This window comes from Amycolatopsis sp. cmx-4-54, assembly GCF_046548895.1.
GTDB lineage: Bacteria > Actinomycetota > Actinomycetes > Mycobacteriales > Pseudonocardiaceae > Amycolatopsis.
The window spans coordinates 694,928-720,432 of the sequence record NZ_JAEBEJ010000003.1 but is presented as its reverse complement, the minus strand read 5'-3'; the positions used below and the strand labels follow the sequence as shown (position 1 = coordinate 720,432).

25 protein-coding genes are annotated in these 25,505 nt (G+C 68.8%); 13 read left to right on the top strand and 12 right to left on the bottom strand.

What is annotated here, in order from left to right; all coding sequences use genetic code 11:
- Positions 1 to 199 precede the first annotated feature (199 nt).
- From ACLJQ7_RS13740 to ACLJQ7_RS13730, 3 genes are all read left to right on the top strand, one after another.
- Complete coding sequence (locus ACLJQ7_RS13740; protein ID WP_410648561.1) at positions 200 to 1,042, top strand: helix-turn-helix transcriptional regulator; 843 nt, start codon at positions 200 to 202, stop codon at positions 1,040 to 1,042.
- A 78-nt stretch (positions 1,043 to 1,120) separates the two neighbouring features.
- Positions 1,121 to 2,632: an ATP-dependent DNA ligase gene (locus ACLJQ7_RS13735; protein WP_410648560.1), complete on the top strand. Its 1,512-nt coding sequence runs from the start codon at positions 1,121 to 1,123 to the stop codon at positions 2,630 to 2,632.
- Between the two features lie 308 nt (positions 2,633 to 2,940).
- On the top strand, positions 2,941 to 3,642 hold the full coding sequence (locus ACLJQ7_RS13730) for a Pr6Pr family membrane protein (protein WP_410648559.1): 702 nt from the start codon (positions 2,941 to 2,943) through the stop codon (positions 3,640 to 3,642).
- Here ACLJQ7_RS13730 and ACLJQ7_RS13725 read toward each other — a convergent pair.
- Positions 3,586 to 4,815 (bottom strand): NADH:flavin oxidoreductase/NADH oxidase family protein, encoded by a 1,230-nt coding sequence (locus tag ACLJQ7_RS13725; RefSeq protein ID WP_410648558.1) that lies wholly within the window; start codon positions 4,813 to 4,815, stop codon positions 3,586 to 3,588. The two genes, ACLJQ7_RS13730 and ACLJQ7_RS13725, sit on opposite strands and share 57 nt — an antisense overlap.
- Positions 4,816 to 4,889: 74 nt before the next feature.
- Positions 4,890 to 5,264 carry a YybH family protein gene (locus ACLJQ7_RS13720; RefSeq protein ID WP_410648557.1) on the bottom strand — a complete coding sequence of 125 codons (375 nt, stop codon included), beginning with the start codon at positions 5,262 to 5,264 and terminating at the stop codon, positions 4,890 to 4,892.
- On the opposite strand from ACLJQ7_RS13720, the gene ACLJQ7_RS13715 reads away from it, so the two are divergent.
- The gene (locus ACLJQ7_RS13715; RefSeq protein WP_410648556.1) at positions 5,256 to 5,660 is read left to right on the top strand and encodes a winged helix-turn-helix transcriptional regulator; all 405 of its coding nucleotides are present in this window, start codon (positions 5,256 to 5,258) and stop codon (positions 5,658 to 5,660) included. The two genes, ACLJQ7_RS13720 and ACLJQ7_RS13715, sit on opposite strands and share 9 nt — an antisense overlap.
- Here the strand turns inward: ACLJQ7_RS13715 and ACLJQ7_RS13710 are convergent.
- Entirely contained in the window at positions 5,646 to 6,116 is a 471-nt protein-coding gene (locus tag ACLJQ7_RS13710; RefSeq protein WP_410648555.1) for a DUF309 domain-containing protein, read from the bottom strand. The two genes, ACLJQ7_RS13715 and ACLJQ7_RS13710, sit on opposite strands and share 15 nt — an antisense overlap.
- 35 nt (positions 6,117 to 6,151) lie before the next feature.
- On the opposite strand from ACLJQ7_RS13710, the gene ACLJQ7_RS13705 reads away from it, so the two are divergent.
- Positions 6,152 to 7,591 (top strand): GuaB1 family IMP dehydrogenase-related protein, encoded by a 1,440-nt coding sequence (locus tag ACLJQ7_RS13705; RefSeq protein WP_410648554.1) that lies wholly within the window; start codon positions 6,152 to 6,154, stop codon positions 7,589 to 7,591.
- Between the two features lie 51 nt (positions 7,592 to 7,642).
- On the opposite strand, the gene ACLJQ7_RS13700 is transcribed toward ACLJQ7_RS13705, so the two are convergent.
- A complete protein-coding gene (locus ACLJQ7_RS13700) occupies positions 7,643 to 8,929 on the bottom strand; it encodes a PhoH family protein (protein ID WP_410648599.1) in 1,287 nt (428 codons plus the stop codon).
- Between the two features lie 725 nt (positions 8,930 to 9,654).
- Here ACLJQ7_RS13700 and ACLJQ7_RS13695 point away from each other — a divergent pair.
- The gene (locus ACLJQ7_RS13695; protein WP_410648553.1) at positions 9,655 to 9,900 is read left to right on the top strand and encodes a hypothetical protein; all 246 of its coding nucleotides are present in this window, start codon (positions 9,655 to 9,657) and stop codon (positions 9,898 to 9,900) included.
- A 60-nt stretch (positions 9,901 to 9,960) separates the two neighbouring features.
- On the opposite strand, the gene ACLJQ7_RS13690 is transcribed toward ACLJQ7_RS13695, so the two are convergent.
- Entirely contained in the window at positions 9,961 to 10,737 is a 777-nt protein-coding gene (locus ACLJQ7_RS13690; RefSeq protein WP_410648552.1) for an isoprenyl transferase, read from the bottom strand.
- Between the two features lie 132 nt (positions 10,738 to 10,869).
- Between ACLJQ7_RS13690 and trhA the strand changes: the two genes are divergently transcribed.
- The gene (gene trhA, locus ACLJQ7_RS13685) at positions 10,870 to 11,511 is read left to right on the top strand and encodes a PAQR family membrane homeostasis protein TrhA (RefSeq protein ID WP_410648598.1); all 642 of its coding nucleotides are present in this window, start codon (positions 10,870 to 10,872) and stop codon (positions 11,509 to 11,511) included.
- A gap of 1 nt (position 11,512) precedes the next feature.
- On the opposite strand, the gene ACLJQ7_RS13680 is transcribed toward trhA, so the two are convergent.
- Positions 11,513 to 11,815 carry a cytotoxic translational repressor of toxin-antitoxin stability system gene (locus ACLJQ7_RS13680; RefSeq protein ID WP_410648551.1) on the bottom strand — a complete coding sequence of 101 codons (303 nt, stop codon included), beginning with the start codon at positions 11,813 to 11,815 and terminating at the stop codon, positions 11,513 to 11,515.
- A 119-nt stretch (positions 11,816 to 11,934) separates the two neighbouring features.
- Positions 11,935 to 12,351 (bottom strand): prevent-host-death protein, encoded by a 417-nt coding sequence (locus tag ACLJQ7_RS13675; protein WP_410648550.1) that lies wholly within the window; start codon positions 12,349 to 12,351, stop codon positions 11,935 to 11,937.
- Positions 12,352 to 12,371: 20 nt separating this feature from the next.
- Between ACLJQ7_RS13675 and ACLJQ7_RS13670 the strand changes: the two genes are divergently transcribed.
- Positions 12,372 to 12,956, top strand: coding sequence for a pyridoxamine 5'-phosphate oxidase family protein (locus ACLJQ7_RS13670; protein ID WP_410648549.1), 585 nt, complete (start codon positions 12,372 to 12,374; stop codon positions 12,954 to 12,956).
- Positions 12,957 to 12,961: 5 nt separating this feature from the next.
- Here the strand turns inward: ACLJQ7_RS13670 and ACLJQ7_RS13665 are convergent, their stop codons facing one another.
- From ACLJQ7_RS13665 to ACLJQ7_RS13655, 3 genes are all read right to left on the bottom strand, one after another.
- Positions 12,962 to 14,848 (bottom strand): acyl-CoA dehydrogenase, encoded by a 1,887-nt coding sequence (locus ACLJQ7_RS13665; RefSeq protein ID WP_410648548.1) that lies wholly within the window; start codon positions 14,846 to 14,848, stop codon positions 12,962 to 12,964.
- Between the two features lie 381 nt (positions 14,849 to 15,229).
- Entirely contained in the window at positions 15,230 to 15,790 is a 561-nt protein-coding gene (locus ACLJQ7_RS13660) for a hypothetical protein (RefSeq protein WP_410648597.1), read from the bottom strand.
- 121 nt (positions 15,791 to 15,911) lie between these two features.
- Entirely contained in the window at positions 15,912 to 17,918 is a 2,007-nt protein-coding gene (locus ACLJQ7_RS13655) for a thioredoxin domain-containing protein (RefSeq protein WP_410648547.1), read from the bottom strand.
- 63 nt (positions 17,919 to 17,981) lie between these two features.
- Between ACLJQ7_RS13655 and ACLJQ7_RS13650 the strand changes: the two genes are divergently transcribed.
- On the top strand, positions 17,982 to 19,388 hold the full coding sequence (locus ACLJQ7_RS13650) for a 3' terminal RNA ribose 2'-O-methyltransferase Hen1 (RefSeq protein WP_410648546.1): 1,407 nt from the start codon (positions 17,982 to 17,984) through the stop codon (positions 19,386 to 19,388).
- Positions 19,385 to 21,877, top strand: coding sequence for a polynucleotide kinase-phosphatase (locus tag ACLJQ7_RS13645; RefSeq protein ID WP_410648545.1), 2,493 nt, complete (start codon positions 19,385 to 19,387; stop codon positions 21,875 to 21,877). Before ACLJQ7_RS13650 ends, ACLJQ7_RS13645 begins: the two co-directional genes overlap by 4 nt.
- 72 nt (positions 21,878 to 21,949) lie before the next feature.
- On the opposite strand, the gene ACLJQ7_RS13640 is transcribed toward ACLJQ7_RS13645, so the two are convergent.
- Together ACLJQ7_RS13640 and mca are read right to left on the bottom strand one after the other, a co-directional pair.
- Positions 21,950 to 22,267, bottom strand: coding sequence for a hypothetical protein (locus tag ACLJQ7_RS13640; RefSeq protein WP_410648544.1), 318 nt, complete (start codon positions 22,265 to 22,267; stop codon positions 21,950 to 21,952).
- Complete coding sequence (gene mca / locus ACLJQ7_RS13635) at positions 22,264 to 23,160, bottom strand: mycothiol conjugate amidase Mca (RefSeq protein WP_410648543.1); 897 nt, start codon at positions 23,158 to 23,160, stop codon at positions 22,264 to 22,266. Before mca ends, ACLJQ7_RS13640 begins: the two co-directional genes overlap by 4 nt.
- 145 nt (positions 23,161 to 23,305) lie before the next feature.
- On the opposite strand from mca, the gene ACLJQ7_RS13630 reads away from it, so the two are divergent.
- The 3 genes from ACLJQ7_RS13630 (at position 23,306) to ACLJQ7_RS13620 (ending at position 25,472) form a co-directional block, all read left to right on the top strand.
- Positions 23,306 to 23,761 carry a DUF4307 domain-containing protein gene (locus tag ACLJQ7_RS13630; protein WP_410648542.1) on the top strand — a complete coding sequence of 152 codons (456 nt, stop codon included), beginning with the start codon at positions 23,306 to 23,308 and terminating at the stop codon, positions 23,759 to 23,761.
- Positions 23,762 to 23,960: 199 nt separating this feature from the next.
- Positions 23,961 to 24,461, top strand: a complete 501-nt coding sequence (gene greA, locus ACLJQ7_RS13625) for a transcription elongation factor GreA (RefSeq protein WP_039921462.1) — start codon at positions 23,961 to 23,963, stop codon at positions 24,459 to 24,461.
- A 207-nt stretch (positions 24,462 to 24,668) separates the two neighbouring features.
- Complete coding sequence (locus ACLJQ7_RS13620) at positions 24,669 to 25,472, top strand: MBL fold metallo-hydrolase (RefSeq protein ID WP_410648541.1); 804 nt, start codon at positions 24,669 to 24,671, stop codon at positions 25,470 to 25,472.
- Positions 25,473 to 25,505: the final 33 nt, after the last annotated feature.

The following is a 25,505-nucleotide window of genomic DNA, read 5'->3' as shown; positions in this document are numbered from 1 at the left end:
AAAACCCAGGCCTCACGAGTGCTCACCCGCCAGCAGCCACCACATCCAAGCCTGCCAAACCCAGCCCGGACACAACCCATTAGGCCTCCTTGAGGGACCCAGAGTCCCTCAAGGAGGCCTTCACGGAACTGCGGCGACGGCCAGCCTGGGTCTGTCAGGACCAGGCACGCACCCCTCGCGTTCCGGGATACTCGACGCCATGACCGAGACGGCCGAACTGGGCGACTTCCTCAAGGCACGCAGGGCCGCGCTGGACCCGTCGGACCTCGGCCTGCCGACGGGCTTCAACCAGCGGCGAGTCGCCGGGTTGCGGCGCGAGGAGCTGGCGCAGCTGGCCGGGATCAGCGTCGACTACTACACGCGGCTGGAGCAGGGCCGGGCGCGCAACGTGTCCGATTCCGTCCTCGAATCGCTGAGCCGGGCGCTGCGGTTGCACCGCGACGAGGAGGCCTACCTGCGCAATCTGGCCGCCCCGAAACGCAAACGTGTCGCACGACCGCGGGCGGGGCGGATCCGGCCGGAACTCCAGCTGATGCTGAACGCGATCCAGTCCCCGGCGCTCATCTTCGACCGCTATGGCGACGTACTGGCCTGGAATTCGCTCGGCTCCGCGCTTTCCCTCGATTTCGCCGCGCGGCCGGCGAGCGAGCGCAACATCCCGAAGATGTTCTTCCTCCACGAACACGCCCGCGAGCTGCACCCGGAGTGGGAAACCGTGGCGAAGGAGATCGTGGCGAACCTGCGTTCTGAGAGCGGGAAGTATCCGGACGATCCGCGCTTCGCCCAGCTGGTCGGCGAGCTCTCCCTCGGCAGCGAGGCGTTCCGGAAGCTGTGGGCGACGCACACCGTGCGCGAGAAGGCGCACGCGTGGAAGGTCGTCGCCAATCCGATCGTGGGTGAACTCCGGCTGCGCTACGAGACGCTCCGGCTGCCCGACGATCCAGGCCAGGCCCTGGTGATCTACACCGCCGAGCCCGGCTCCGACACCGAGCGCGCGCTCCGCCTGCTCGCCAGCTGGGTCGCCGATCCCGCGGACGCCTGAGCCCGCTCGGAGGCCTTCACGACGTCGCCGTCCGGCGTTCGGCGCGAAACTGTCGGTGTCCGGGTCCATGATGGACCCATGTTGCTCACCGAGGTGGTGACCGCGTCGGCCGAACTGGCCGCCACGAGGTCCAGGAAGGCGAAGATCGCCACCCTGGTCACGGTCCTTCGCGCCGCGGGCGAGCTGGAACTGCCCGCGGTCATCGCGTTCCTCACCGGGCAGCCGACGCAGGGCCGCATCGGCGCCGGCTGGCGGACGCTGTCCGAACTGAAGACAGCCCCGGCCGCCGAACCGTCGTTGACCGTGGCCGAGGTCGACACGGCACTCGGCACGGTGGGGGCGGCGTCGGGTTCGGGTTCGGTGAAGCTGCGCGCGGAGACGTTGCGGGCGCTGTTCGGCAAGATGACCAAGGAGGAGCAGGACTTCCTGATCCGGCTGCTCACCGGCGAGCTGCGGCAGGGCGCGCTCGAAGGGATCATGGTGGACGCCATCGCGGCGGCGTCCGAGATCCCGGCCGAAGACGTCCGGCGGGCGTTCATGCTGTCCGGGCAGCTCCCGGTGACGGGCCTGGCGGCCATGACAGGCGGCCAGGAGCGGCTGGCGGAGTTCAAGCTGGCCTTGGGCAGGCCGATCCGGCCGATGCTGGCTTCGCCGGCGGAGTCGCTGGACGAGGCGATCGCCGAGCACGCCGAGGCGCTCGTCGAGTACAAAATGGACGGTGCGCGGATCCAGGTCCACCGCGACGGCGACGAGGTGCACGTCTACACGCGGACGCTGCGGGAGATCACCGGCAGCGTCGGCGAACTGGTGGATCTGGTGCGCTCCCTGCCCTGCACGTCAGTGGTGCTCGACGGCGAGACCCTGGCCCTGACCGACGAAGGCAGGCCGAGGCCGTTCCAGGAGACGATGAGCAGGTTCGGCAGCACCCGCGACGAGCAGGTCAAGGCGCTGTTGCTGCGGCCGTACTTCTTCGACTGCCTGCACCTCGACGGCGTCGACCTGCTGGACGCTCCGCTGTCCGAGCGCAACGTCGCCCTGCGGAAGGTCGCGGGCGAGCACGTCATCCCCGGCGAGATCGCGCCCGCCTCGGCCGAGGCGGTGCTCGACGCGGCGATGGCCGCCGGGCACGAAGGCGTGATGGTCAAGGACCTCGCGTCGCCGTACGCGGCGGGCCGCCGCGGGCACGCGTGGCTCAAGGTGAAACCGGTGCACACGATCGACCTGGTCGTCCTCGCCGCGGAATGGGGTCACGGCAGGCGCACCGGCACGCTGTCGAATCTGCATCTCGGCGCCCGCGATCCCGACGGCGGGCCGCCGATCATGGTCGGCAAGACGTTCAAGGGCATGACCGACGAGTTGCTGGCCTGGCAGACGAAGGCGTTCCAGGAGATCGAGACCCACCGCACGGACTGGGTGGTGCACGTACGGCCGGAGCTCGTCGTCGAAATCGAACTCGACGCGGCCCAGGTGAGCACGAGGTATCCCGGCGGGCTGGCGCTGCGCTTCGCGCGCGTCGTGCGGTACCGGCCGGACAAGGAGGCCACCGACGCCGACACCATCGACACCGTCCGCGGCCTCCTCAAGCCCTGAACCCCCCGCATTTCGTCCCTCTGAATGCGGTCCTTGCGCGTGCAACTACCGCATCCAGAGGACGAAATGCATCAGTAGCAGCGGTCCGAAGAGATCTTGTCGTTCGACAGGTGGAGGTCACCTCGAACCGGATCCTCCGCCGGACCCCGCGCGACCCGTCCGCGGCGTCCGGGCCTCCGCTCGACGTCCATCGCTTCCCGCGATATGACCCGATGGGCGGAAAGACCCGGCGGCGTCCCGCCCCCGATCGAGTGGCGGCGTGCGGTGGTGACGGGACGTCCCCGCCCGATCACCCATAAAGTAGGCGAATGCAGGCTTCCAAGATCGCGCGTGCCTGGTTCGGCGCGACGGCGCTGGTGGTGATCGCCGGTCTCGCCGCCCAGATCCCGGTCTCCGCGGGCACCACCGGCGGCACCTTCCACACCCCGGCCGGCCGGGTGGCCAACCTGCTGGCCTTCTTCACCATCGACTCGAACATCCTGGTCGGCGTCGGCAGCCTGCTGCTCGCGCTCGGGGTCGCGGGCCGGTCGACGCTGTTCGGCGTGCTGCGGCTCACCGGTCTCGTCGGCATCACCGTGACCGGTGTCGTCTTCCAGGTCGCGCTCGCCGATCTCTACGAACTGCACGGCTGGGCGATTTTCGCCGACACGATGCTGCACAAGGTGTCGCCGTTGATGTGCGTCGCGGGCTGGCTGCTGTTCGGGCCGCGCGGCCACCTGTCGTGGCGGGTCCTGTGGTGGTCGCTGCTGTTCCCGCTCGGCTGGCTCGCGGTCACGCTGGTGCGCGGCGCGATCATCGGGTTCTACCCGTACCCGTTCGTCGACCCGAGCATCAACAGCTACGGCGGTGTCGCGTTCAGCTGCGTGCTGATCGGTGTGCTGTTCATCGGTCTCGCGGCGGCCGCGGTCGGTTTCGACCGCACCTTCAGCCGCCGCGACGAGGTGGACGACTACTTAGCCCCGGACCCGCCGGAAAGCGTTGAGCGGATCCGCGACGCCGGCACGTACTAGCGTCCGCACCGCGCCGAGCCGCCGGTCCACCGGTTTCCCGGCGGCCACCCGGTGCATCTGCTGGGTGTGCCATTGGATCTCGAGCAGGCTGTCGGCCAGCCGCACACCGGTCTTCGGCGCCGTACGCTGGGCGCGGACGTCCTCGCCGCCCAGCAGGCGTCCCGGCAGTGCCGGGTCGACGATCAGCGGCCTGCCGAGACCGATCACGTCCAGCGCGCCCGAACGCAGCGCGTCCGCCATGCCTTGCGGACTGGTGAAACCGCCGGTGACCATCAGCGCGACGTCGGTGACCTGCCGCGCCTTCGCGGCGTAGTCCAGGAAGTACGCCTCACGGCTGGTGGTGCTCGCCTTGGCGGAGCCCATCATGGCGGCTTTCTCGTAGGTGCCGCCGGAGACCTCCAGCAGGTCGATGCCCGCTTCGCCCAGTTCGCGGACGACTTCGAGCGACTCCTCTTCGCTGAAGCCGCCGCGCTGGAAGTCCGCGCTGTTGAGCTTGACCGCGATCGGCACCGCGTCGCCGACCTCGGCGCGCACGCGGGCGACCACTTCCAGCAGGAACCGGCGCCGCCGGAGCGCGTCTCCGCCCCAGCCGTCGGTGCGCCGGTTGGTCAAGGGCGACAGGAACTGCGAGACGAGATAGCCGTGCGCCCCGTGGATCTGGATCCCGGTGAACCCGGCGTCGACGACGGTCCGCGCGGCCACACCGAACCGGTCGATGATCGCTTCGATCTCGTCGACGGTCAGTGCCCGCGGCGTCGCGAAGACCGAGCGGATACCCCGATCGCCGAACGGCACCGCCGACGGCGCGACCGGCTGGCGGGACAGGAAGCGCGGGCTTTGACGACCGGGATGGTTGAGCTGGACCCACAGCCGGCTCTCGGTCCCGTCCGCCGACCGTGCCCACGGCTCGAACTCGGTCGCGTCCGGCTCCCGCGGCACCGCGACGTTGCGCGGTTCGCCCAGCGCGGTCGGATCGACCATGACGTTGCCCGTGATCAGTGTCCCGGCACCGCCTCGCGACCACGTCCGGTACAACTCGGCCAGTTCGGCGGTCGGCCGGTTGCGGCGGTCGCCGAGCTGCTCGCTGAGCGCGGCCTTGGCCAGCCGGTTCGGCAGGATCGCGCCGCACCGCAGTTTCAGCGGTTCGGCCAGCAGTTCCCTGGGCTCGCTCATCCGCGCTTCCTCCCGCCGTCACCTACTGGGCAGTATCCCTACTCGAAGTAACATACTCGCGGTATGTCGAGTACTCAAGGTGCGTCGATGCCGAAGGGATTGTCGATCACGTAGCGCCAGAGCCCGTCCTCACCACGTCGAGCAACGTCGGTGGCCGTCGCGGCGAGGTGGCCCTCGATGACCCAGTCGACGATCAGCAAGACCAGGTCACCGGACACGTGCACCTGGCGCGGAGTGACCTCGATGGGCTGCCCGAGCGCGAGGATCCTGCCGTTCGCGGCCCGGCGTTCCGCACCGCTCACCCGCACGCCGTCCCGGCGGACGAACACGGCGTCCGGCTCGTAGACCGTGTCGAGGATTTCGGCGGATCCGGTATTAAAAGCGGTTTGGAAGACGAAGGGATGTTCGGCGGGGTCGGCGGTCAACGGCACACTGAGGGAATGCGTCATGCGGACAGCGAAACCGACCGCGAAGCAGGTCACCAAACGGAAACCTTCGACGGCGAACTCGTCCCGGACGCCCGCGGCCGCACGCGGCGGCCGGAGCCGGACTGTCCCGTCGAGGTCGCGCTCGCCGCGATCTCGGGCCGCTGGACGACGCTGGTGCTGCGGGAGCTGATGGGCGGCGTCCGATCCTTCAGCGACCTACGCGCGGCGTTGCCCGGCTTGTCCGCGAAGGTGCTGACTGAACGCCTCGGCGACCTGACCGCGCGCCGCCTCGCCGTCCGCGAGGAGCTGCCGGGCTTCCCGAGCCGGACCAGCTACCGGCTCACCGAAGCGGGGCTCTCGCTGCGGCCGCTGCTGATCGAGCTGTACCGCTCCGGTTCGGTGTTACTGGCCCAGTAGGCGCGGCGCGACCGGCTCGACCCGCACCCGGGTCTTCACCTCTTCGGCCATGTTCCGCGCCCACGCCTGCAATCCCGGGATGTCGATCCCGTGCGGCCGGGCCTCGCGGAACGGCTCGATGTTGTCGGCGCCGCGCTCCAGCAGCGAGGCCGCTCCGTTCCCGTTTCCCCTGGCCACGTGGGTCAGGCCCACGGCGAGCTGTGCGAGACCGCGCCACAGCTCCCGCTCCGGCCCGTCGGTGGTCTTCCACGCGTCCTCGAACACCTCGTGCGCGTGAAACGGGCGACCCGCGTCGAGCAGGCGCTGCGCCTCGGAGACGGTGTCCTCGGGGCTCCGTTCGATGCCCTCGGGCTGCCGTTCGACACCGTCGGCGCCGTACGGGAGCGGCCTGCCGAGACCATCCCGCGGGCGGGCGTTGCGGGCTCGTCCGGCTTCGTCACGGTCCCGGTCGGTCATGCCGTCATTGTCCCACGCGGGTATTCTGAGGCATCGTGCGCTTTCTCGACGGGCATCGGCCCGCTCACGACCTGACCTACGACGACGTGTTCCTCCTGCCGAACCGGTCGGACGTGGAGTCCCGCTTCGACGTCGACCTGTCCACCGTGGACGGCACCGGCGCGACGATCCCGATCGTGGTGGCCAACATGACCGCCGTCGCGGGCCGCCGGATGGCCGAAACGGTCGCCCGGCGCGGTGGGCTCGTCGTCCTGCCACAGGATGTCGACGTGGCCGCGGTCGCCGACATCGTCACCTGGGTCAAGAGCCGTCACACCGTGTGGGACACCCCGCTCGTGCTGACCGGCGGAGACGCGGTGGCCGACGCGCTGAACCTGGTCGGCAAACGCGCCCACGGCGCCGTCGTCGTGGTGGACGAGGACGGCAAGCCCGTCGGCGTCGTCGACGAAGCGGCTTGCGCCGGCGTAGACCGCTTCGCCCGCCTCGCCGACGTCGCCGAGCCTGCGGTCGTCACGGTCCCGCTGGACACGCCGCCGCGCGAGGTGTTCGAGCGCCTGCACGACCACGGAGGGCGTCTCGCGCTCGGCATCGACGAAAACGGCAGGCTCGCCGGAGTGCTGACCGAGATCGCGGCGCTGCGCGCGGAGATCTACGCCCCGGCCGTCGACGACGGCGGCAACCTGCGCGTCGCCGCCGCGATCGGCGTGAACGGCGACGTCGCGGCGAAGGCCGAGGCCGTCCTCGCGGCGGGCGTCGACGTGCTGGTCGTCGACACCGCGCACGGCCACCAGGAGAAGATGATCTCCGCGCTGAAGGCCGTCCGGTCGGTGAATCCGCGAGTCCCGGTCGTCGCCGGGAACGTGGTCACCGCCGAGGGCACGCGCGACCTGATCCACGCGGGTGCGGACGTCGTCAAGGTCGGCGTCGGCCCCGGCGCCATGTGCACGACCCGGATGATGACCGGCGTCGGGCGCCCGCAGTTCTCCGCCGTCGCCGAATGCGCCGCGGCGGCGCGTGAACTGGGCAAACACGTCTGGGCGGACGGCGGTGTGCGGCATCCGCGCGACGTCGCGCTGGCGCTCGCCGCGGGCGCGTCGGCCGCCATGGTCGGCTCGTGGTTCGCGGGCACCCACGAATCCCCCGGCGACCTGCGTTACGACGAGCAGGGCAAGCCGTACAAGGAGTCGTTCGGCATGGCGTCGAAGCGCGCCGTCGGCGCCCGCACGCGCACGGACAACATTTTCGAACGCGCCAAGAAGGGCCTTTTCGAAGAGGGCATCTCGGCGTCGCGGATGGCGCTGGACCCGGCTCGCCCCGGCGTCGAAGACCTGCTCGACTCCATCGGCTCCGGTGTCCGCTCTGCCTGCACGTACGCGGGCGCGCGCACGCTGGAGGAGTTCCACGAGCGCGCGCTGCTCGGGATCCAGTCCGCCGCCGGCTTCGCGGAAGGACGTCCCCTGCCCGCCGGCTGGTGAACCCGGAGGAGTCCTCTTGGGACTGTCCTAAGAGGACTCCTCCGGTTCCGGTTATCCGTGGTCCTCCAGCATCTCGGTGACGAGCGCCGCGATCGGCGAGCGCTCGGACCGGGTCAGCGTGACATGCGCGAACAGCGGGTGGCCCTTGAGTTTCTCGATCACCGCCGAAACGCCGTCGTGCCGCCCGACCCGCAGGTTGTCGCGCTGCGCGACATCATGCGTGAGCACGACCCGCGAAGCCGTGCCGAGCCGGGAAAGCACGGTCAGGAGCACGTTGCGCTCCAAGGACTGCGCCTCGTCGACGATGACGAACGTGTCGTGCAGCGAACGGCCGCGGATATGGGTCAGCGGGAGCACCTCGAGCATGCCGCGGTCGAAGACCTCGTCGAGGACGTCCTGACTGACCAGCCCACCGAGGGTGTCGAACACCGCCTGCGCCCACGGCTGCATCTTCTCGCTCTCGGAACCGGGCAGATAGCCCAGATCCTGGCCGCCGACCGCGTACACCGGCCGGAACACGACCACCTTGCGGTGCTGGCGGCGTTCCATCACCGACTCCAGGCCCGCGCAGAGCGCGAGCGCCGACTTGCCCGTGCCCGCTCGTCCGCCCAGCGAGATGATGCCGACGTCGGAGTCCAGCAGGAGATCCAGCGCCACCCGCTGCTCGGCCGACCGGCCGTGCAGGCCGAACGCCTCTTTGTCACCCCGAACGAGCCTGATCCGCTTGTCGGCGGTGACCCGCCCCAGCGCGCTCGAAGTTCCCGCGAGCAGCCTCAAGCCGGTGTGACAGGGCAGCTCGCCGACCTCCGGCATCCCGAATTCCGCCGGATCCACGGAAGGCCCGCTGAACAGCGCGTCGACCAGGGTCTGCGGGACGTCCACGTCCGCCATCCCCGTCCAGCCCGAGGGCGTCACCTCCTGCGCGCGGTACTCGTCGGCTTCGAGGCCGACGGCGCCCGCTTTGACCCGCAAGGGGATGTCCTTGGTCACCAGCGTGACCGACGCGCGTTCCGCCGCGAGGTTGAGCGCACAGGCGAGGATGCGGTGGTCGTTGGAGTCGGTGCGGAAGCCGACGGGGAGCACCGTGGGGTCGGAGTGGTTCAACTCCACCTGCAGGGTGCCGCCGTGCTCACCGACCGGGATCGGCGCGTCGAGCCTGCCGTGCTGACGACGCAGGTCGTCGAGCATGCGAAGCGCTTCGCGCGCGAACCACCCCAGTTCGGGATGGTGACGTTTCGCCTCCAGTTCACTGATGACGACCAGCGGGAGCACGACCGCGTGTTCGGCGAAACGAGTCACCGACCAGGGGTCAGAGAGCAGGACCGACGTGTCGAGCACGTAAGTGGACCGCTGGGATTCGGGCGAGATCGAGGCTTTCTCCGGGCCAGAGGCACCGGTCGAAGAACGGCCAGAGGCCTGGCGGGGTGAACGCTGCGCAGTCACGACGGCATCTCCCTCGTGGGCGTGGCACCACGCCCGCACTCGCTGGGCCGGGCACTTCCCTGGCTGACCGTTCCTTCCGACGCTTTCGGCGTCAGTCGGCACGACCGCGAGGGCCGGGTGCCGGCCCCCTCGTGCATCCACTGGGCGGCTGTGCCGCCCTGTCGACAACCGCCACGACCAGGGCCTCCCGTGAGAGTCCGCATGGGACGCGAACCCTCACTTCCGGAAGGTACCTGCGTCCGGCCGATCGCGCAGGCAGCCACCACGGTGATTCGCCAAACCGTCATCTCACTGTCGGTCGTGTGTCATCAACGCCCTGTCACCGCTACGGAGTGTAGTGATGTTCTCTATTCAGGGACGCTCGCCGATGCGACCCGGATGGATTAACGCGACAGAGGGCGGTCACCTGATGGGATCGGAAGTTTTACCACGCTTGGTAGCGACCCGCACTTTGTGACCGAGACAGAGAACCGGACCGAGTGAACCGAACCTTTTTCACATCACACAATGGGCTTACCAGACGGTCACAACTCCTGAATAGCGAGTAATTTTCTCACCGCGGGACACCATCACCGGATTCGGTGTCCCCAATCGTTGATATCTCTACCAAGGAGTGCGAATTGTTGAAAAAGGCTGGTTTCGTATCCGCCGTCGCGGCGGGCATCATAATGGTCGGCGGGACCGCGTTCGCCGCGACCGGTGACACCACCGGCACCCCGGACCCGACATTCGGCGACGCCTACAACACCTTCATCGAGGGTGGCGGCGCACTGGGCTACGGTGCCGCTTCGCTGGTCGCCGGTGCCTACACGGGTGTCGTCCTGACCCCCGCTCTGCTGGCCCACTCGCTGGAGCACCACCACTGATCTTCGGTGAAGACGTCGAAGGCCCCGGAGTGCACGCCGGGGCCTTCGTCATGTCACCGGTCAGGAACCGAAGCGCCGGTGCCGCCACGCGTAATCTCGCATGGCTCGCAGGAAATCGACCCGGCGGAACGCCGGCCAATAAGCTTCGGTGAACCAGAATTCCGAATGCGCCGATTGCCAGAGCAGAAATCCGGAAAGCCGCTGCTCACCCGAGGTGCGGATAATCAGATCCGGATCCGGCTGTCCCGAGGTGTACATGTGTTCGGATATGTGGTCGACGTCCAATATCTTCGCGAGCTCGCGGATCGAGGTGCCCTCGTCGGCGTGCTGGAGCAGGAGTTTGCGGACCGCGTCGGCGATCTCCTGACGCCCTCCGTAACCGACCGCGACGTTGACCTCCATCCCGGTGTGCCCCTCAGTGCGCTCCGCGGCCGCGCTGAGGGCCTTCGCGACCTCCGGGGGCAGCAGGTCGAGCGCTCCCACGATGCGAAGCCGCCAAGGCGTGTGCGGCGCGGCGAGTTCGTCGGTGACGTCGGTGATGATCTTCAGCAACGGGCTCAGTTCCTCGGCGGCGCGGCCGAGGTTGTCCGTCGAAAGCAGCCACATGGTGACGACCTCGACTTCGGCCTCGTTGCACCAGCTCAGGAAGTCGGCGATCTTCTTGGCGCCCGCCCGGTGCCCGTCGGCGACATCGGTGAAGCCCGCTTCGCGCGCCCAGCGGCGGTTACCGTCCAGCATGATGGCGATGTGGCGTGGATGGCGCCCCTTGGCCTGCTGGATCAGGCGCCTGCCGTAGGCGCTGTACACGACGTCTGACAAGAAGGACCGAAGACTCACGCCACTGGAGAGTAGTCACCTCGCGAGCCTCAGTGGGACGCGCCACGGACACTGGCCAAAAACCTACGGTGCCGTAATCTGGGAGGAGTGAGCGTAGAGCCCGAACAGCAGCCGTCCGGCCCCGCGCCCTTTGTGGACACCCGTCCTCGTCTGCGGGGGCACATCCACTTCTGGTCCTTCTTCGTCGCGGTCGCCGGAGCTGTGACACTGATCAGTCTCGCAGCGTCCACCGTGTCGCCTATAGCCGCTTTGTCCACTTCGGTCTATGGGCTGACCGTGCTCGGCCTCTTCGGCGTCAGCGCGCTGTACCACCGTCGCTTGTGGAGCCCACGAGCATACGAATGGATGAAGCGCGCCGACCATTCGATGATCTTCCTGTTCATCGCCGGCACCTACACGCCGTTCACCCTGCTGGCCATGTCCCAGCCGACCGGGTACATCGTGCTCGCGATCGTGTGGGGCGGCGCGATCGGCGGCGTCACCCTGAAGATGCTGTGGCCGAACGCGCCACGCTGGCTGGGCGTGCCGATCTACATCGCGCTGGGCTGGGTCGCCGTCTTCGTCCTGCCCGAACTGGCCACGCACGCGGGCGTCGCGGCGCTCGTCCTGCTCTGTGTCGGCGGGCTGTTCTACACACTGGGCGCGGTGTTCTACGCGGTGAAGTGGCCGAACCACTTCCCGGAAACCTTCGGGTACCACGAGTACTTCCACGCCTGCACGGTGCTGGCGGCGGTTTCGCACTACATCGCGATCTGGCTGGCGATGTACGCGTAGGTCAGCTGTCCTCGGTCCAGAACCGCTGAAGTCTCGCGATGGCCTCGGCTTTGGTCATAGCCGCGACTTCGGACTCAGCGAGACCCACCCGGGAGAGCAACATGTGCACCAGATCGGCCGGGAGAGCTTCGGCCTGCGGCGCGGGAAGCCCGCGGTCAGGCTTGACGCCGTCGTGCACACACGACCAGAAGCACGGCTCGTCGACGTCGAGCTGGTCGCGAAGGATGTGCTTCCAGATGCCCTTGCCGTACCCGGTGCGATCCACAGGATGCGAGATCCGGGCGCGCAGAATGCGGCCGTCCATCAGGCCGAGTTCGTACGTGACGTGATGCGTGCCCGACCGACCGCGGGCATCACGGACTCTTCGCCACTCTTCGACCTGACAGAACGATTCGTGGTCCTTGCGAGTGGGCTGTGGCCAGTTCACCGCGCGGTACCCGCCAGCCAATCGCGCAGCTGATCATCATCACTCAGGCTGATCAGCTGAACCAGCCCCCAGTTGTCACGATGGTTCGGGGCTTCCAGCAGCCGCGACTGCCAATCTTCCGCGTACTCCCGCAGAGCGTCGACCATCTCGGTCAGGGCCTCGTCGAAGGTGGCCCCGTCCGCCGCCACCGGCAAGCCGGGGATGAACACGGACCAGCCATCTCCCTCGGCGACGACCTGAGCGGACGCGGGCAGAAGCGACGCGAGGAAGTACCGAAGACGCTCCACGTCCACCACCGCTGCCTGGACCGAATCACGCCGAACTGTGGCGACACGGCCTTTTTCGGCGGCATCCAGCAGGTCCTTCAGATGCGCGCGAGCTTCGGTGTAGCTGTCGTAATGGAGAGCGGACACAAAGGCCTCCCGATCGAGTCATGACCAGTCTGCCCAAGTACGTCAAGTACGTCAAGTACGTCACTACCGCTGACCAGGACGGACACACGCGTGTTCCCTCTGGCACACGAAAGTGCCTTCTTCCGGAGCCTCGACCGGCGCGCCATGATCACCTCATGGCCAAGAACGCACCGCCCCGCCGCCTCGACGACGCGGCCCTCAGCGACTTCCTCGCACAGCACGCCTTCGGCGCCCTCGCGACCCTCAAGCGCGACGGCCGCCCGCATCTCTCCACCGTCGTCTACATGTGGGATCCCGAAACCCGCGAAATCCGGATCAGCACGACCGAAGACCGCCTCAAGGTCAAGCAGATCCGCGACAACCCCACCGCATCGCTCTACGTCTCCAGCGCCGACCACTGGAAATTCGCCGTCGTGGAAGGGAAAGCGGAACTCTCCGAAGTCACTCGGACACCTGGCGACGAGGCAGGCCTCGCGTACCTGGCGGCGCAACAGCAAAGGCCCGAGGACGAGGCTGAGTTCCTCGAGACCATCGCGGCCGAGCGAAGGCTCTACATCACCCTTAAAGCCGACAAACTCTACGGAACGGCTCTCGACATCGCTTGACGCGGTCAGTCCCGCAGCATCGGAGCCGCCAGGTACTGCTCGGGGATGGCGAAGGCGTCCACGAGTGTCCGCGCGTGCGGGCGCAGGTCGGCGCACAACGCGTTCACCGCGGCGGTGACGGCCTTCGAACGCCCGGAGGTCAGTCGCCCGTGTTCGAGGAACCAGCCTCGATCCGCCTCGATGTTCGCGAGCGCGTAGAGATCGCAGACCCGCTCCAGCAGCTCGCGGGCCTCAGCGTCGGCGCACCGTTCGATGGCGTCGACGAACGCTTCCAGCACCACCCGGTCGACGTGCGCACGACCGGCGCGCAGCACGTGATCCTGCGCGTCATTGAAGACGCCGAAGGGGTCCGAACCCGCTTTACGCAGGCGCTGCGCGACGCCGCCGAGTACGTGCTCTTCGCGGTCTTCGAACAGCTTCAGGTGCCATTCGCGCGAGTAGAGGACGTCGCCGTCGTCGGCTTCGGTGAGCCGCTCGACGACCTTGCGCGCGGAGGTCCGTTCGATCATGGCCTCGACGAGCTGCTCCGCCACGAACCGCGCGGTCGCTAACGGGCTGAGGTCCTCGAACTGCTCCTTGTAGCTGGTCAGCAACCCCTTCGCGACGAGTTGCAGCAGCACGGTGTTGTCACCCTCGAAGGTGGTGAAGACGTCCGTGTCCGCTTTCAGCCCGGGGAGCAGGTTCTCCGAGAGATAGCCGGAGCCGCCGCACGCCTCGCGGGCGGCCTGGATGGTCGCGGTCGCGTGCCAGGTCGAGACGGCCTTGATACCGGCGGCGCGTGATTCCAGCTCTCGCTGCTCTTCCTCCGGCGCGTCCTCGGGGATGTCGTTCAGCTTCGAGACGAGTGCCTCCTGCGCGAAGTGCAGGGCGTACGACGTCGCCAGCGCGGGCAGCAGTTTCCGCTGGTGGGCGCGGTAGTCGAGGATGACGACCTCCTCGCCGTCGGGCCGCGCGAACTGCCGCCGCTGCTCGCCGTAGCGGATGGCGAGGGCGAGCGCGCGCTTCGTCGCGCTGCCGGCGCTGCCCGCGACACTGACCCGGCCGCGGATGAGCGTTCCGAGCATCGTGAAGAACCGGCGGCCGTCGCTTTCGATCGGACTGCTGTACGTGCCGTCCTCGGCGACGTCACCGAACCGGTTGAGCAGTGCCTCGCGCGGAACCCTCACCTGGGTGAAGGCGAGTCGCCCGTTGTCGACGCCGTTGAGACCGGCCTTGCGGCCGCAGTCCTCGATCTCGACGCCGCTCACGTTCTCGCCGCGGATCGGCACCAGGAACGCGTGCACGCCGCGTGACTCGCCACCGGTGACCAGCTGCGCGAACACCACCGCGAGCTCGCCGTCGCGGGCGGCGTTGCCGATGTACTCCTTCATCGCGCCCCGGTCCGGCGTGTGCACGACGAACTCACGCGTCGCCGGGTCGTAGGTCGCGGTGGTGCGCAGATGCTGGACGTCCGAACCATGGCCGTGCTCGGTCATGGCGAAACAGCCCAGCAGCTCCAGATCCTTGATCTTGCGCAGGTAGCGCTCGTGGTGGCGTTCGGTGCCGAGCAGCTGCACCGCGCCGCCGAACAGGCCCCATTGGACGCCGGCCTTGACCATCAGCGAGAGATCGCCGAAACCCAGCATCTCGAACGACATCACGGAGCCGCCGACGTCGCCGCCACCGCCGTACGCCGGATCGAAGCCGAGCCCTGGCCGGTCGGTTTCGGCGAGTTTGCGCAGCCATTCGAGGACCTGGGCACGGTGCGCTTCGACATCGAGATCGGCGGGGTCCTGGAAGTCCTCCGCCGCCATCTGCGCGCGCACCGCGCGGCGGAGCCCGGCCCACCGTCCATCGAGGACGGTGGTCAGCGCGTCCGGGTCGATCTTCGCGGGAAGTCCTGGTGTGTCCACGATTCCTCCGATGCGGTGCGGTCTGCGTTCAGCCTGCCGCACCGCATCGGGGGGCGCAGCACGAATCAGACCGGCCGCCCGTTGAGCGTCGTGTTCTCGAACCGCAGGTCATCGACGTGTTTCAGGGTGTTTTCCGAGTTCGCGACGCCGTCGAAGCGGCAATCGCTCACCTGCGGCCCCCGAACGTGTGAGTTGGGCAACCCCTCGGACGTCGAACGCCGCCGGTCTGCTCGCCGCCGCAGGTGATCGCGGGTGGGAGTGCACGATCACCACGTGGTCGCGGGACTCCGGATCGCAGGCGTCGGTGTGGGAGCGCGCGATGCTCGCGTCGGTGCGGACGCCGTCGATCGTGACGTTCCGGCACAGCGGCGGACCCCGGCCTCAGGAAAGGTCCGGTCCCTGTGAGCGGAGATCGTCGACCTTGGTCATCGCCTCCCGGAGCTCGGCGAGCCAGGCGTCCGCGTGTTCCCCGACCAGCCGGACCGCCCAGGCGAGCGCCTCCGACCGCGACCGGGCGACGCCGGCGTCGACGAGGGTGTCGAGGACCAGGCGTTCCGGCTGCCGCAGCCTGGTCATGACCGGCGCCGAATGCGCGGTGAACAGGTGCCTCGTGCCGCCGAGGCTCGCGCCCCAGGCGACCTTGCGCTGATACCGGTGCTCGGCCTGGCGGGCGATCTCGATCCGCTCGTCGCGGGTCTCCTCCCGGAACCGGCTGATCCGCCCGTCTTCGGCCGCCGCACGGGCGGCGTCGTCGGCGTAGTCACCGGGGAGCGGCTGGAGCTCCCCGACGATGACGATCTCTTCGCGATCCACCGTGACCTGGGGATCTCCGGTGAACCAGCCCTCCGGAAGCCGTCCGCCGAACCACGCGGCCGCGTCGTCCGCCGAGGGGATGTCCGCCTGCTGCCAGCCGCCCCGGCCTTTCCAGCCTCCACGTCCCATGTGCCTCGCCGTCCTGAAGTAGGTGTGCATGCTCGCCTCCGCGATTACATGATTACAACGCTACCGACGCTACGCGCGTATCAGGCGAGTGTCAGGCGTGTTCTCCCCCGGCGAAAAGGGATCAGCCCAGCTGAGAGCGCAGATCCTCGACCGCGGTGACGGGCCGCTCGCACACATACCCACGGCACACGTACGCGGCGGCGGCACCGTCGACCAGCGGCCGATCGGCCAGCAGTGGCACTCCGTCCGCGTCCGGCGTGCCGCTCACGACGACGGCACCGTCCGGGGCCGAAGCGACGGCGGCGGCCAGCAGATCCGCGCGTGAAGCCGCATCCGGCCCGACGACCGCCACCTGCACCGGCCCGGCCGCGGCGGCTTCGGCGACCGTGAGCCAGTGGCCGGCGAACCGCGGCGCGTGGGCGGCGAGCCGTCCCGCACGCGCCAAGGCCTGCTCGGCCGCTTCGCGGTAGCGGCCCACCCGGTCGTGCCCGGCCAGCACGGACGCGGTCAGCAACGCGTTCGCGAGCGCCGAAGCCCCCGACGGACTCGCGTTGTCGGTCGGGTCGGAAGGCCGCTGCACCAGGACTTCCGCGTCGTCGGCCGTGTCGTAGTAGGCCCCGGTCGCGTCCGGCACGCCGAAATGGGCCAGCGCGAGGTCCAGCAAAGTGAGCGCGTCGGCGAGCCAGCGCGGCTCACCGGTCGCCTGATGGAGTTCGAGCAAGCCTTCGGCGAGGCACGCGTAGTCCTCCAGCACCCCGGCCGTCGCGCCGACGACGCCGTCGCGTGAAGTCCGGCGCAGCCGTCCGTCCACGAAATGGGTGTCCATCAGGAAAGCCGCCGCGCGGGCCGCCGCGTCGATCCACTGTGGACGGTCCAGTCGTGCACCCGCTTTGGCGAGCGCGCCGATCGCGAGCCCGTTCCACGCGGCGATCACCTTGTCGTCGCGGGCGGGCTGCGGACGCTCGTTTCGCGCGGCCAGCAGCGCACGCCGGACCCGCTCATAACGCATTTCGTCCTCTGGATGCGGGTCACGCAACCGCAGGGTCGACGCGCCGTGCTCGAAGTTCCCCCGTTCGGTCACCTGGAACAGCTCGGCGGCCCAGGCGCCGTCCTCCTCGCCGAGCACTTCGGCCAGCTGCGCGGGCGTCCAGACGTAGGTCAGTCCCTCGACGCCGTCCGTGTCCGCGTCGAGCGACGCGGCGAAACCACCTTCGGCCGTCCCGAGGTCGCGCAGCAGGAACTCCGAGGTCTCCTCGACCGTCCGCCTTGCGTACTCGTGCCCGGTCACCCCGTGGAACTGCGCGTAGAAACGCAGCAGCAAACCGTTGTCGTACAACATCTTCTCGAAGTGCGGCACTTCCCAGCGCGCGTCGACCGAGTAGCGCGCGAAGCCACCCGCGAGCTGATCGTTCAACCCACCCAGCGCCATCGCCTCGGCCGTGTGCTCGACCATGTCGAGGCCGGCGCCGGTGCGTTCGTGGTGACGCAGCAGGAAGTTCAACGCCATCGTCGGCGGGAACTTCGGCGCTCCCCCGAATCCACCGTCCCCGGTGTCGTACTCCTTGCGCAGCGTGGCGGCCGCGGAATCGAGCGCGGCACCGTCCACAACGGACTCCGGCAGCGGCCCGCTCTTCTCCGTGAGGTGGGCGATGATCTGCCGGGCACCGGAACGCAACTCGTCCGGACGTTCACCCCAGGCTTCGGCCACCGCGACGAGCAGCTGCGAGAACGACGGCATCCCCGGCCGCGGCGACGGCGGATAGTAAGTGCCGCAATGGAACGGCTCGCCGCCCGGCGTCAGGAAACAGGTCATCGGCCAGCCGCCCTGGCCGGTCATCGCCTGCGTGGCCGCCATGTACACCGAGTCGATGTCCGGGCGCTCCTCGCGGTCCACCTTGATGTTGACGAAGTTCGCGTTCATGAGCGTGGCCGTGGCCTCGTCCTCGAAGGACTCGTGCGCCATGACGTGACACCAGTGACAAGCCGCGTAGCCGACCGAAAGCAGGATCGGCACGTTCCGCCGTTTCGCCTCGGCCAGCGCTTCCTCACCCCACGGCCACCAGTCCACCGGGTTGTCGGCATGCTGCAGCAGGTACGGACTGGTCGCGGCCTTCAGGCGGTTCGACATGTCACCAGGGTCGCACGCGGAAAAGCGGGCGCGCAGAACGGCCGTCTGCGCGACACTCTTCCGGTGCTCCTGACCATGACGACCACCCGGAATCCGGCCACCGACCTCGGCTTTCTCCTGCACAAGCATCCGGAGAAGGCGCAATCCTTCACGCTCTCGGCCGGGTCGGCCCACGTCTTCTACCCCGAGGCGTCCGACGAGCGCTGCACCGTCGCGCTGCTGGTCGAGATCGACCCGGTCGAACTCGTGCGCGGTGGAGGCACGTCGCTGACCCAGTACGTCAACGACCGGCCGTACGCGGGCGGCTCGTATCTGGCGGTGGCGCTGCGGGCTGTCTTCACCACGGCGCTGGCGGGCCGGTGCGCGAACCGGCCGGAGCTGGTCGACGAGCGGCTCCCGCTGGAGATCCGCGTCCCGTCGCTGACCGCGCGCGGCGGCGCGCAGGTCGTCCACACACTGTTCGAACCCCTCGGCTGGCAAGTGGAAACGAAGGCCATCCCGGTCGATCCCGAATTCCCGCAATGGGGCGATTCGCGCTACGTCGATCTCCGGCTGACCGGGATCCAGCGGGTCGTCGACGCGTTGCGGCACCTGTACGTTCTGCTGCCCGCTCTCGACGGCGACAAGCACTACTGGATCGGCCAGGACGAGGCCGACAAGTTGCTGCGCGCCGGTGAGGGCTGGCTCGCGGACCACCCGGAACGCGACCTGATCACCAACCGGTATCTCGAACGACGCCGCCCGATCGTCTCGTACGCGCTCGCCCGGCTGGCCGAAGCGGACGACGTGCCCGCCGAGGCCGAAGCCCGGGTCACCGAGCTGCCGGACCGGCCCGAACCGCTGGCTGTCCAGCGTCAGGGCAGTGTGCTCGCGGCGCTCCGGGCGGCGGGCGCGCGGCGCGTGCTCGACCTCGGCTGCGGCGGCGGCGCGCTGCTGCGCGTGCTCCAGAAGGAGCCGTCGTTCACCGAGATCGTCGGTGTCGACGTGTCCGCGAGCGCGCTCGACATCGCCGAAAAGCGGCTGAAGACTCGGTCCGATGCGCTCTCGGCGGGAAAGAGTCCCTCGAGCGGGTCACGGATCACGCTGCGGCAGTCCGCGCTGACCTACGCGGACCCGTCGCTGGCCGGATACGACGCGGCCGTGCTGATGGAGGTGATCGAGCACGTCGACGAGGAGCGCCTGCCCGCGCTGGAGCACGCCGTGTTCGGTGTCGCCGCACCGCGGACCGTGCTCGTCACGACGCTGAACGCCGAGTACAACCGGCACTTCGAATTCCTCGGGGAAGGCCGGTTCCGGCACGCCGACCACCGTTTCGAATGGACACGCGAGCAGTTCCGCTCGTGGGCCGACGGCGTCGCGGCACGACACGGTTACGACGTCCGCCATCTGCCGGTGGGACAGGAGTCCCAGGAATCAGGACCGCCGACCCAAATGGCGGTCTTCACGTCTCGAAAGGAGGCCGTGGCATGAAACTGACCATTCCCGACATGTCCCTCGTCGTGCTCGTCGGGGCCTCCGGCTCCGGCAAGTCGACCTTCGCGCGGACGCATTTCGCGCCGACGCAGGTGCTCTCCAGCGACTACTTCCGCGGCCTGGTGGCCGACGACGAGAACGACCAGAGCGCCTCGGCCGCCGCTTTCGACGTGCTCCACTACGTCGCGGCGAAGCGGCTCGAAGCGGGCCGGATCACGGTGATCGACGCGACGAACGTCCAACGGGCGTCCCGGGCGAGCCTGCTGAAGCTGGCGAAGGAGCACGACGTCCTTCCGACGGCGATCGTGCTGGATCTGCCCGTGAAGGTCTGCCAGGAACGCAACGCGTCCCGCCCCGATCGCGACTTCGGCGAGCACGTCGTGCGGCGACAGCGCGGCGAACTCCACCGTTCGCTGAAGTCGTTGGAGCGCGAGGGTTTCCGTCGCGTGCACGTATTGCGGAGTGAAGCCGAGGTCGCCGAAGCGGAGATCGTCGTCGAGCCGCTGCGCAACGACCGCCGCGAACTGACCGGACCGTTCGACGTGATCGGTGACGTCCACGGCTGCCGGGAGGAACTGGACGAACTGCTCACCGAACTGGGTTACGTCGACGGCGTGCACCCGCAGGGCCGGACCGCGGTGTTCGTCGGCGACCTCGTCGACCGCGGCCCCGACACGCCGGGCGTGCTTCGCCGGGTGATGGCGATGGCCGAGGCGGGCAGCGCGCTGGTCGTCTGCGGGAACCACGAGCAGAAACTGGTCCGCGCGCTGAACGGGCGCAACGTCAAGACGACGCACGGTCTCGCGGAGTCGCTGGAACAGCTTTCCGCGCAGGACGAGGACTTCCGCGCGAAGGCGCACGCCTTCTGCGAAGGGCTCATCGCGCACTACGTCCTCGACGGCGGCGACCTCGTCGTCGCGCACGCCGGTCTGCCCGAGAAGTTCCACGGGCGCGCGTCCGGCCGGGTCCGGAGCACCGCCCTCTACGGTGACACCACCGGCGAGACCGACGAATACGGCCTGCCGGTGCGGCTGCCGTGGGCGCGCGACTACCGCGGCAAGGCGATGGTCCTCTATGGACACACGCCGACGCTGGAACCGGAGTGGATCAACGGGACCATGTGTCTCGACACGGGCTGCGTCTTCGGTGGCAAGCTGACCGCTTTGCGTTACCCGGAGCGGGAAGTCGTGTCGGTGAAGGCGAAGAAGGTCTGGTACGAGCCGTCACGCCCGCTCGAACCGGCACGGCCGCTGGGCGGTCGAGAACCGGCGGTGCTGGAACTGGGCGACGTCACCGGGAAGCGGATCATCGAGACGCGGCACCACGGCCGGGTCGGGGTCTCCGCCGAACAGTCGGCGGCGGCGCTCGAGGTGATGAGCCGCTTCGCCGTCGACCCGCGCTGGCTGCCGTACCTGCCGCCGACCATGGCGCCGTGTTCGACCTCCGCCGCGGACGGCTACCTCGAACATCCCGAGGAGGCTTTCGCGGAGTTCCGCGCGGCGGGTGTCGACCACGTCCTGTGCGAGGAGAAGCACATGGGCTCGCGTGCCGTCGTGCTCGTGTGCCGTGACGAGGAAGTGGCGCCCGCACGGTTCGGGATCCAGGGTCCGGGCGCGGTGTACACCCGCACCGGGCGGCCGTTCTTCACACCGGACCAGAACGCGCGGCTGCTCGCCGGCGTACGGGAAGCGGCGTCGGAACTGTTCGAGGAACTGGACACCGGCTGGTTGCTGCTCGATACGGAATTGCTGCCGTGGAGCGCGAAAGCGGGTTCGCTGATCTCGGGTCAGTACGCGGCCGTGGGCGCGGCTGCCCAAGCGGTGCTGCCCGCCGCCGTCGCTTCACTGGACGCGGCCGCCGCTCGCGGGGTCGACGTTTCGGAGCTCTTGTCCCGCACCCGGACTCGCGAGTCCACTGTGGACGCCTACCGGCAGGCGTACCGGCGTTACTGCTGGCCGACCGACGGCCTCGACGGCGTCCGGCTGGCGCCGTTCCAGATCCTGGCGTCGGAGGGATACGCGTACCACGACCGGGCGCACGAGTGGCACCTTTCGCTGCTGGACCGGCTCACCGGCGACCTGTTCACGCGCACGCGGACGCTGGCCGTCGACACCACCGACCCGGCGTCGGTGGCGCGCGGCGTCGACTGGTGGCTGGACCTGACCGGCGCCGGCGGCGAGGGCATGGTCGTCAAACCGGCGGCGAACCTGACGCGAGGCGCGCGCGGACCGGTGCAGCCGGGAGTGAAGGTGCGCGGGCGCGAGTACCTGCGGATCATCTACGGGCCGGATTACACACTGCCGGAAAATCTCTCGCGCCTTCGGAAGCGGGGTCTCAACCGGAAGCGGGCGCTGGCGTCACGCGAGTACGCGCTGGGGCTGGAGGCGCTGGAGCGGCTGGCGCGCGGGGAGCCGCTGTGGCGGGTGCACGAGTGCGTGTTCGCCGTGCTGGCGCTGGAGTCGGATCCGGTCGACCCGCGCCTCTGACGCGCTTCGGGCGTGCAATGAAGGGGCCTTTCATAGCAAATTTTGCTATGAAAGGCCCCTTCATTGCAGCGTTCAGTCGGACTTGGCGGCCGGTTTCTCCGTCTTGGCGACCTGCTCGGTGTCAGCCTTCGGGGCTTCGGGAGCCTCCTCCGGAGAAGCAGCGGCTGGCTCGTCGAAGCTCTCCGGCAGCCGCTTCAGGTGCTTGGTCATCGACCGCACCAGCAGCGCGACGGCGATCAAGAACAGGATCAGGATCAGGAAACCCACCGGCGACGACTTGCCGAAGTCCTCACCTTGGCCGCCGTTGTCGCCGTTTCCGGGCTGCTGCGCCAGGAACTGCGACGACACCGTCACCGGAACGACGGCGAACGCCGGCACCACGAAACTCATTGGCCCTCCTTCAAGCCGGCGAACAGATCGTCCTCCGGCAGGGTGCTGTCCACCAGTGAGCGGACCAGCTCGTACTCCTCGGTCGGCCAGACCTCGCGCTGCAGGTCACGCGGGACGGCGAACCAGCGGCTGTTCGGGTCGATCTGGGTGGCGTGCGCCTTCAAGGCCTCGTCACGCTGCTCGAAGTAGTCGCCGCATTCGACGCGGGTGGTCACCCGCTCCATGACGTCGGCCTTCTCCGGGTCCCACGACTTGAGCCACTCCTCGTACGGCGACTCCAGGCCGCGCGCGAGCAGGGCCTCGTGGAACACCGTCATCCTGGCGCGCGAGAACCCGTGCACGTAGTACAGCTTCATCGGCTGCCACGGCTCGCCCGCTTCCGGGTAGCGCTCCTCCTCGCCCGCGGCGTCGAAGGCCGCGACCGAGATCTCGTGCGTGCGGATGTGGTCGGGGTGCGGATACCCGCCGTTCTCGTCGTAGGTGACGATCACGTGCGGGCGGAACTCGCGGATGACCTTCACCAGCGCACCAGTGGACTCTTCGAGCGGGATGACCGCGAACGAGCCCTCCGGGACCGGGGGCAGCGGGTCGCCCTCGGGCAGGCCCGAGTCGAGGAACCCGAGCCAGACGTGGCTCACGCCGAGGATCTTGGCCGCGCGGGCCATCTCCTCCCGGCGGATCTCGGTCATGTTGGTCAGTACTTCGGGTCGGTCCATGGCCGGGTTCAGCACACTGCCCGCTTCGCCGCCGGTACAGGTCACGACCATGACCTCGTGCCCTTCGGCGGCGTACCTGGCCATGGTGGCGGCACCCTTGCTCGACTCGTCGTCGGGGTGCGCGTGCACCGCCATCAGGCGGAGGCGTGACTTCGGCGGTTCATTGGCTGACACCATGCTCCGAACGTCCCCTTCTCGTTCCCTATTCCCCTGCGACCCTGCCTGACGGCCCGCCCGGCCGGGCGCGGATACTCGAGGGGAACCACTCGCATACGACCCCATTGTCCCTGCGAGCACGACGAGACCTACCGGGAGGCCCGGGTTGAGCACGGGACAGGACGCTCCCAGCGCGGAAAGCACCCGGACGGACTTGCCCGAGGACCGCTACGGCAAGACCCGCGCCGCCAAGCCCGCCCGCTGGCGGCGCCTGGTGTTCGGCCTGGTCGCGCTGCTGGTCAGCGGCGGAATCGCCTATGTCGCGTACACGAACTTCGGCAGCGCGCCCATCGAGGGCGAACGCGTCTCGTTCGACGAGAAGCCGGGCGACGCGATGGAGATCACCATCAACGTGACCAGGGACGATGTGAACCGTCCGGGCGTCTGCGTCGTCCGCGTCCGCGACAAGGCGGGGGCCGAAAGCGGCCGTAAAGAGGTCCTGATTCAGCCCGGTTCGAAGAACAGCAGGGTGACGACGACCATCAAGAGCATCGGAAGGCCGGTCACGGCTGATATCTTCGGGTGCTCATACGACGTACCACGGTACCTGTCAAGGCCATAGCGGCCAACGGGGTGAAACGGGCGCCCAACGCCGAGGCGCGACCGAATTCCACCGGCGGCGATGCCTCGCGCCGTGTTACTCTGATCTACCGGCACGGCCCAAGACGGGCCGTGTTTTTCCTTTATCTCAGCCGGGCCGGCGCGCCATGCCGGTCCGGTGGCCGGCTTGTACACCCAAGCCTGGCAGGCCCTACTAGGAGATGGTGACCGTGAGCGACACAAAGGTGACCTGGCTGACCCAGGATGCCTACGACAGGCTCAAGCAGGAACTCGACCATTACATCGAGCTCCGCCCGGTCATCGCTGCGAAGATCAACGACAGCCGGGAAGAGGGCGACCTCAAGGAGAACGGCGGTTACCACGCCGCCCGCGAAGAGCAGGGCCAGCACGAGGCCCGCATCCGCCACCTCCAGGAGCTCCTCCGTTCGGCCAAGGTGGGCGAGCCGCCCGCCAACGACGGCAGCGCGGGACCGGGCAAGGTCCTCACCGTGCGTTACGACGGTGACGACGAAAACGAGAACTTCCTCTTGGCGACCCGTGAAGAGGGCACCGAGGGCGACCTGGACGTCTACTCGCCGGAGTCCCCCCTCGGCAAGGCGCTGCTCGGCGCCAAAGAGGGCGAGACCCGCGAGTACGAGCTGCCCAACGGCAGCATCCAGAAGGTGACGCTCGTGAAGGCCGTGCCGTACACCGGCAAGTGAGCCACTCCGCGCGCCGCTTTGCGGCCGAAGGCCCCGGAAGCTCGATGAAGGGGCGCCCTCCGCACGCAGCCTGAGTTGCCTGCGAACCGGCGCCTCTTCGGCGAGTTTTCGTCAGCGCGCGAGAAGGAACACTGTGCGCCCGGCCCGATATGGCCGGGCGCGCATATCAGCCGTTAGCGTGACCTCCGGAGAATTCTGGAGGGAATCATGAGCGAGCTACCGATCTGCGTCGCCTGCGGTATGCAGTACGCGGAACCCAGGTCCGACTGCCCGATCTGCGAGGACGAACGTCAGTACGTCCCGCAGGCCGGTCAGCGGTGGACCGATTTGGACACCGTCCGCGCGAGCGGAACGTACACGGCTCGCATCGAGGAGCAGGGACCCCGCCTCATCGGGGTCGGATCCACTCCCAACTTCGCCATCGGCGAGCGGGCACTGCTGGTCAAGGCCGGATCCGGCAACTTCCTGTGGGACTGCGCGGGCTACCTCGACGACGATCTGGTCGCGAAGGTCCGCGAACTCGGCGGGATCACCGGCATCGCGATCAGCCACCCGCACTACTACACCACCATGGTCGAGTGGGCCCACGCCTTCGACGTGCCCGTCTACCTGCACGAGGGCGACCAGCAGTGGATCGGCAGGCCGGACCCGGCGATCAAACTGTGGAGCGGCGCGACCCTCGACGTCGCCCCCGACCTGCGGCTGATCAACCTCGGCGTGCATTTCGCCGGCGGGACCGTGCTGCACTGGCCGGACGGCGAGAACGGCCGCGGCGCGGTGCTCTCGGGCGACATCCTGCAGGTCATCCCGGACCGCCGCTTCGTCGGCATGATGTACAGCTACCCGAACCTGATCCCGGAACGTCCCGAGGTCGTCCGCCGCGCCGCCGAGATGCTCGAACCGTACGCGTTCGAGGCGATCTACGGCGCCTGGTGGGACGCCATCATCCGCACCGACGGGCACGAGGCCGTCCAGCGGTCGGCGAAGCGGTACCTCGGCCAGGTCGGCTAGCTTCACGGCTTCGTGATCCAGGTGGCTCCCCTT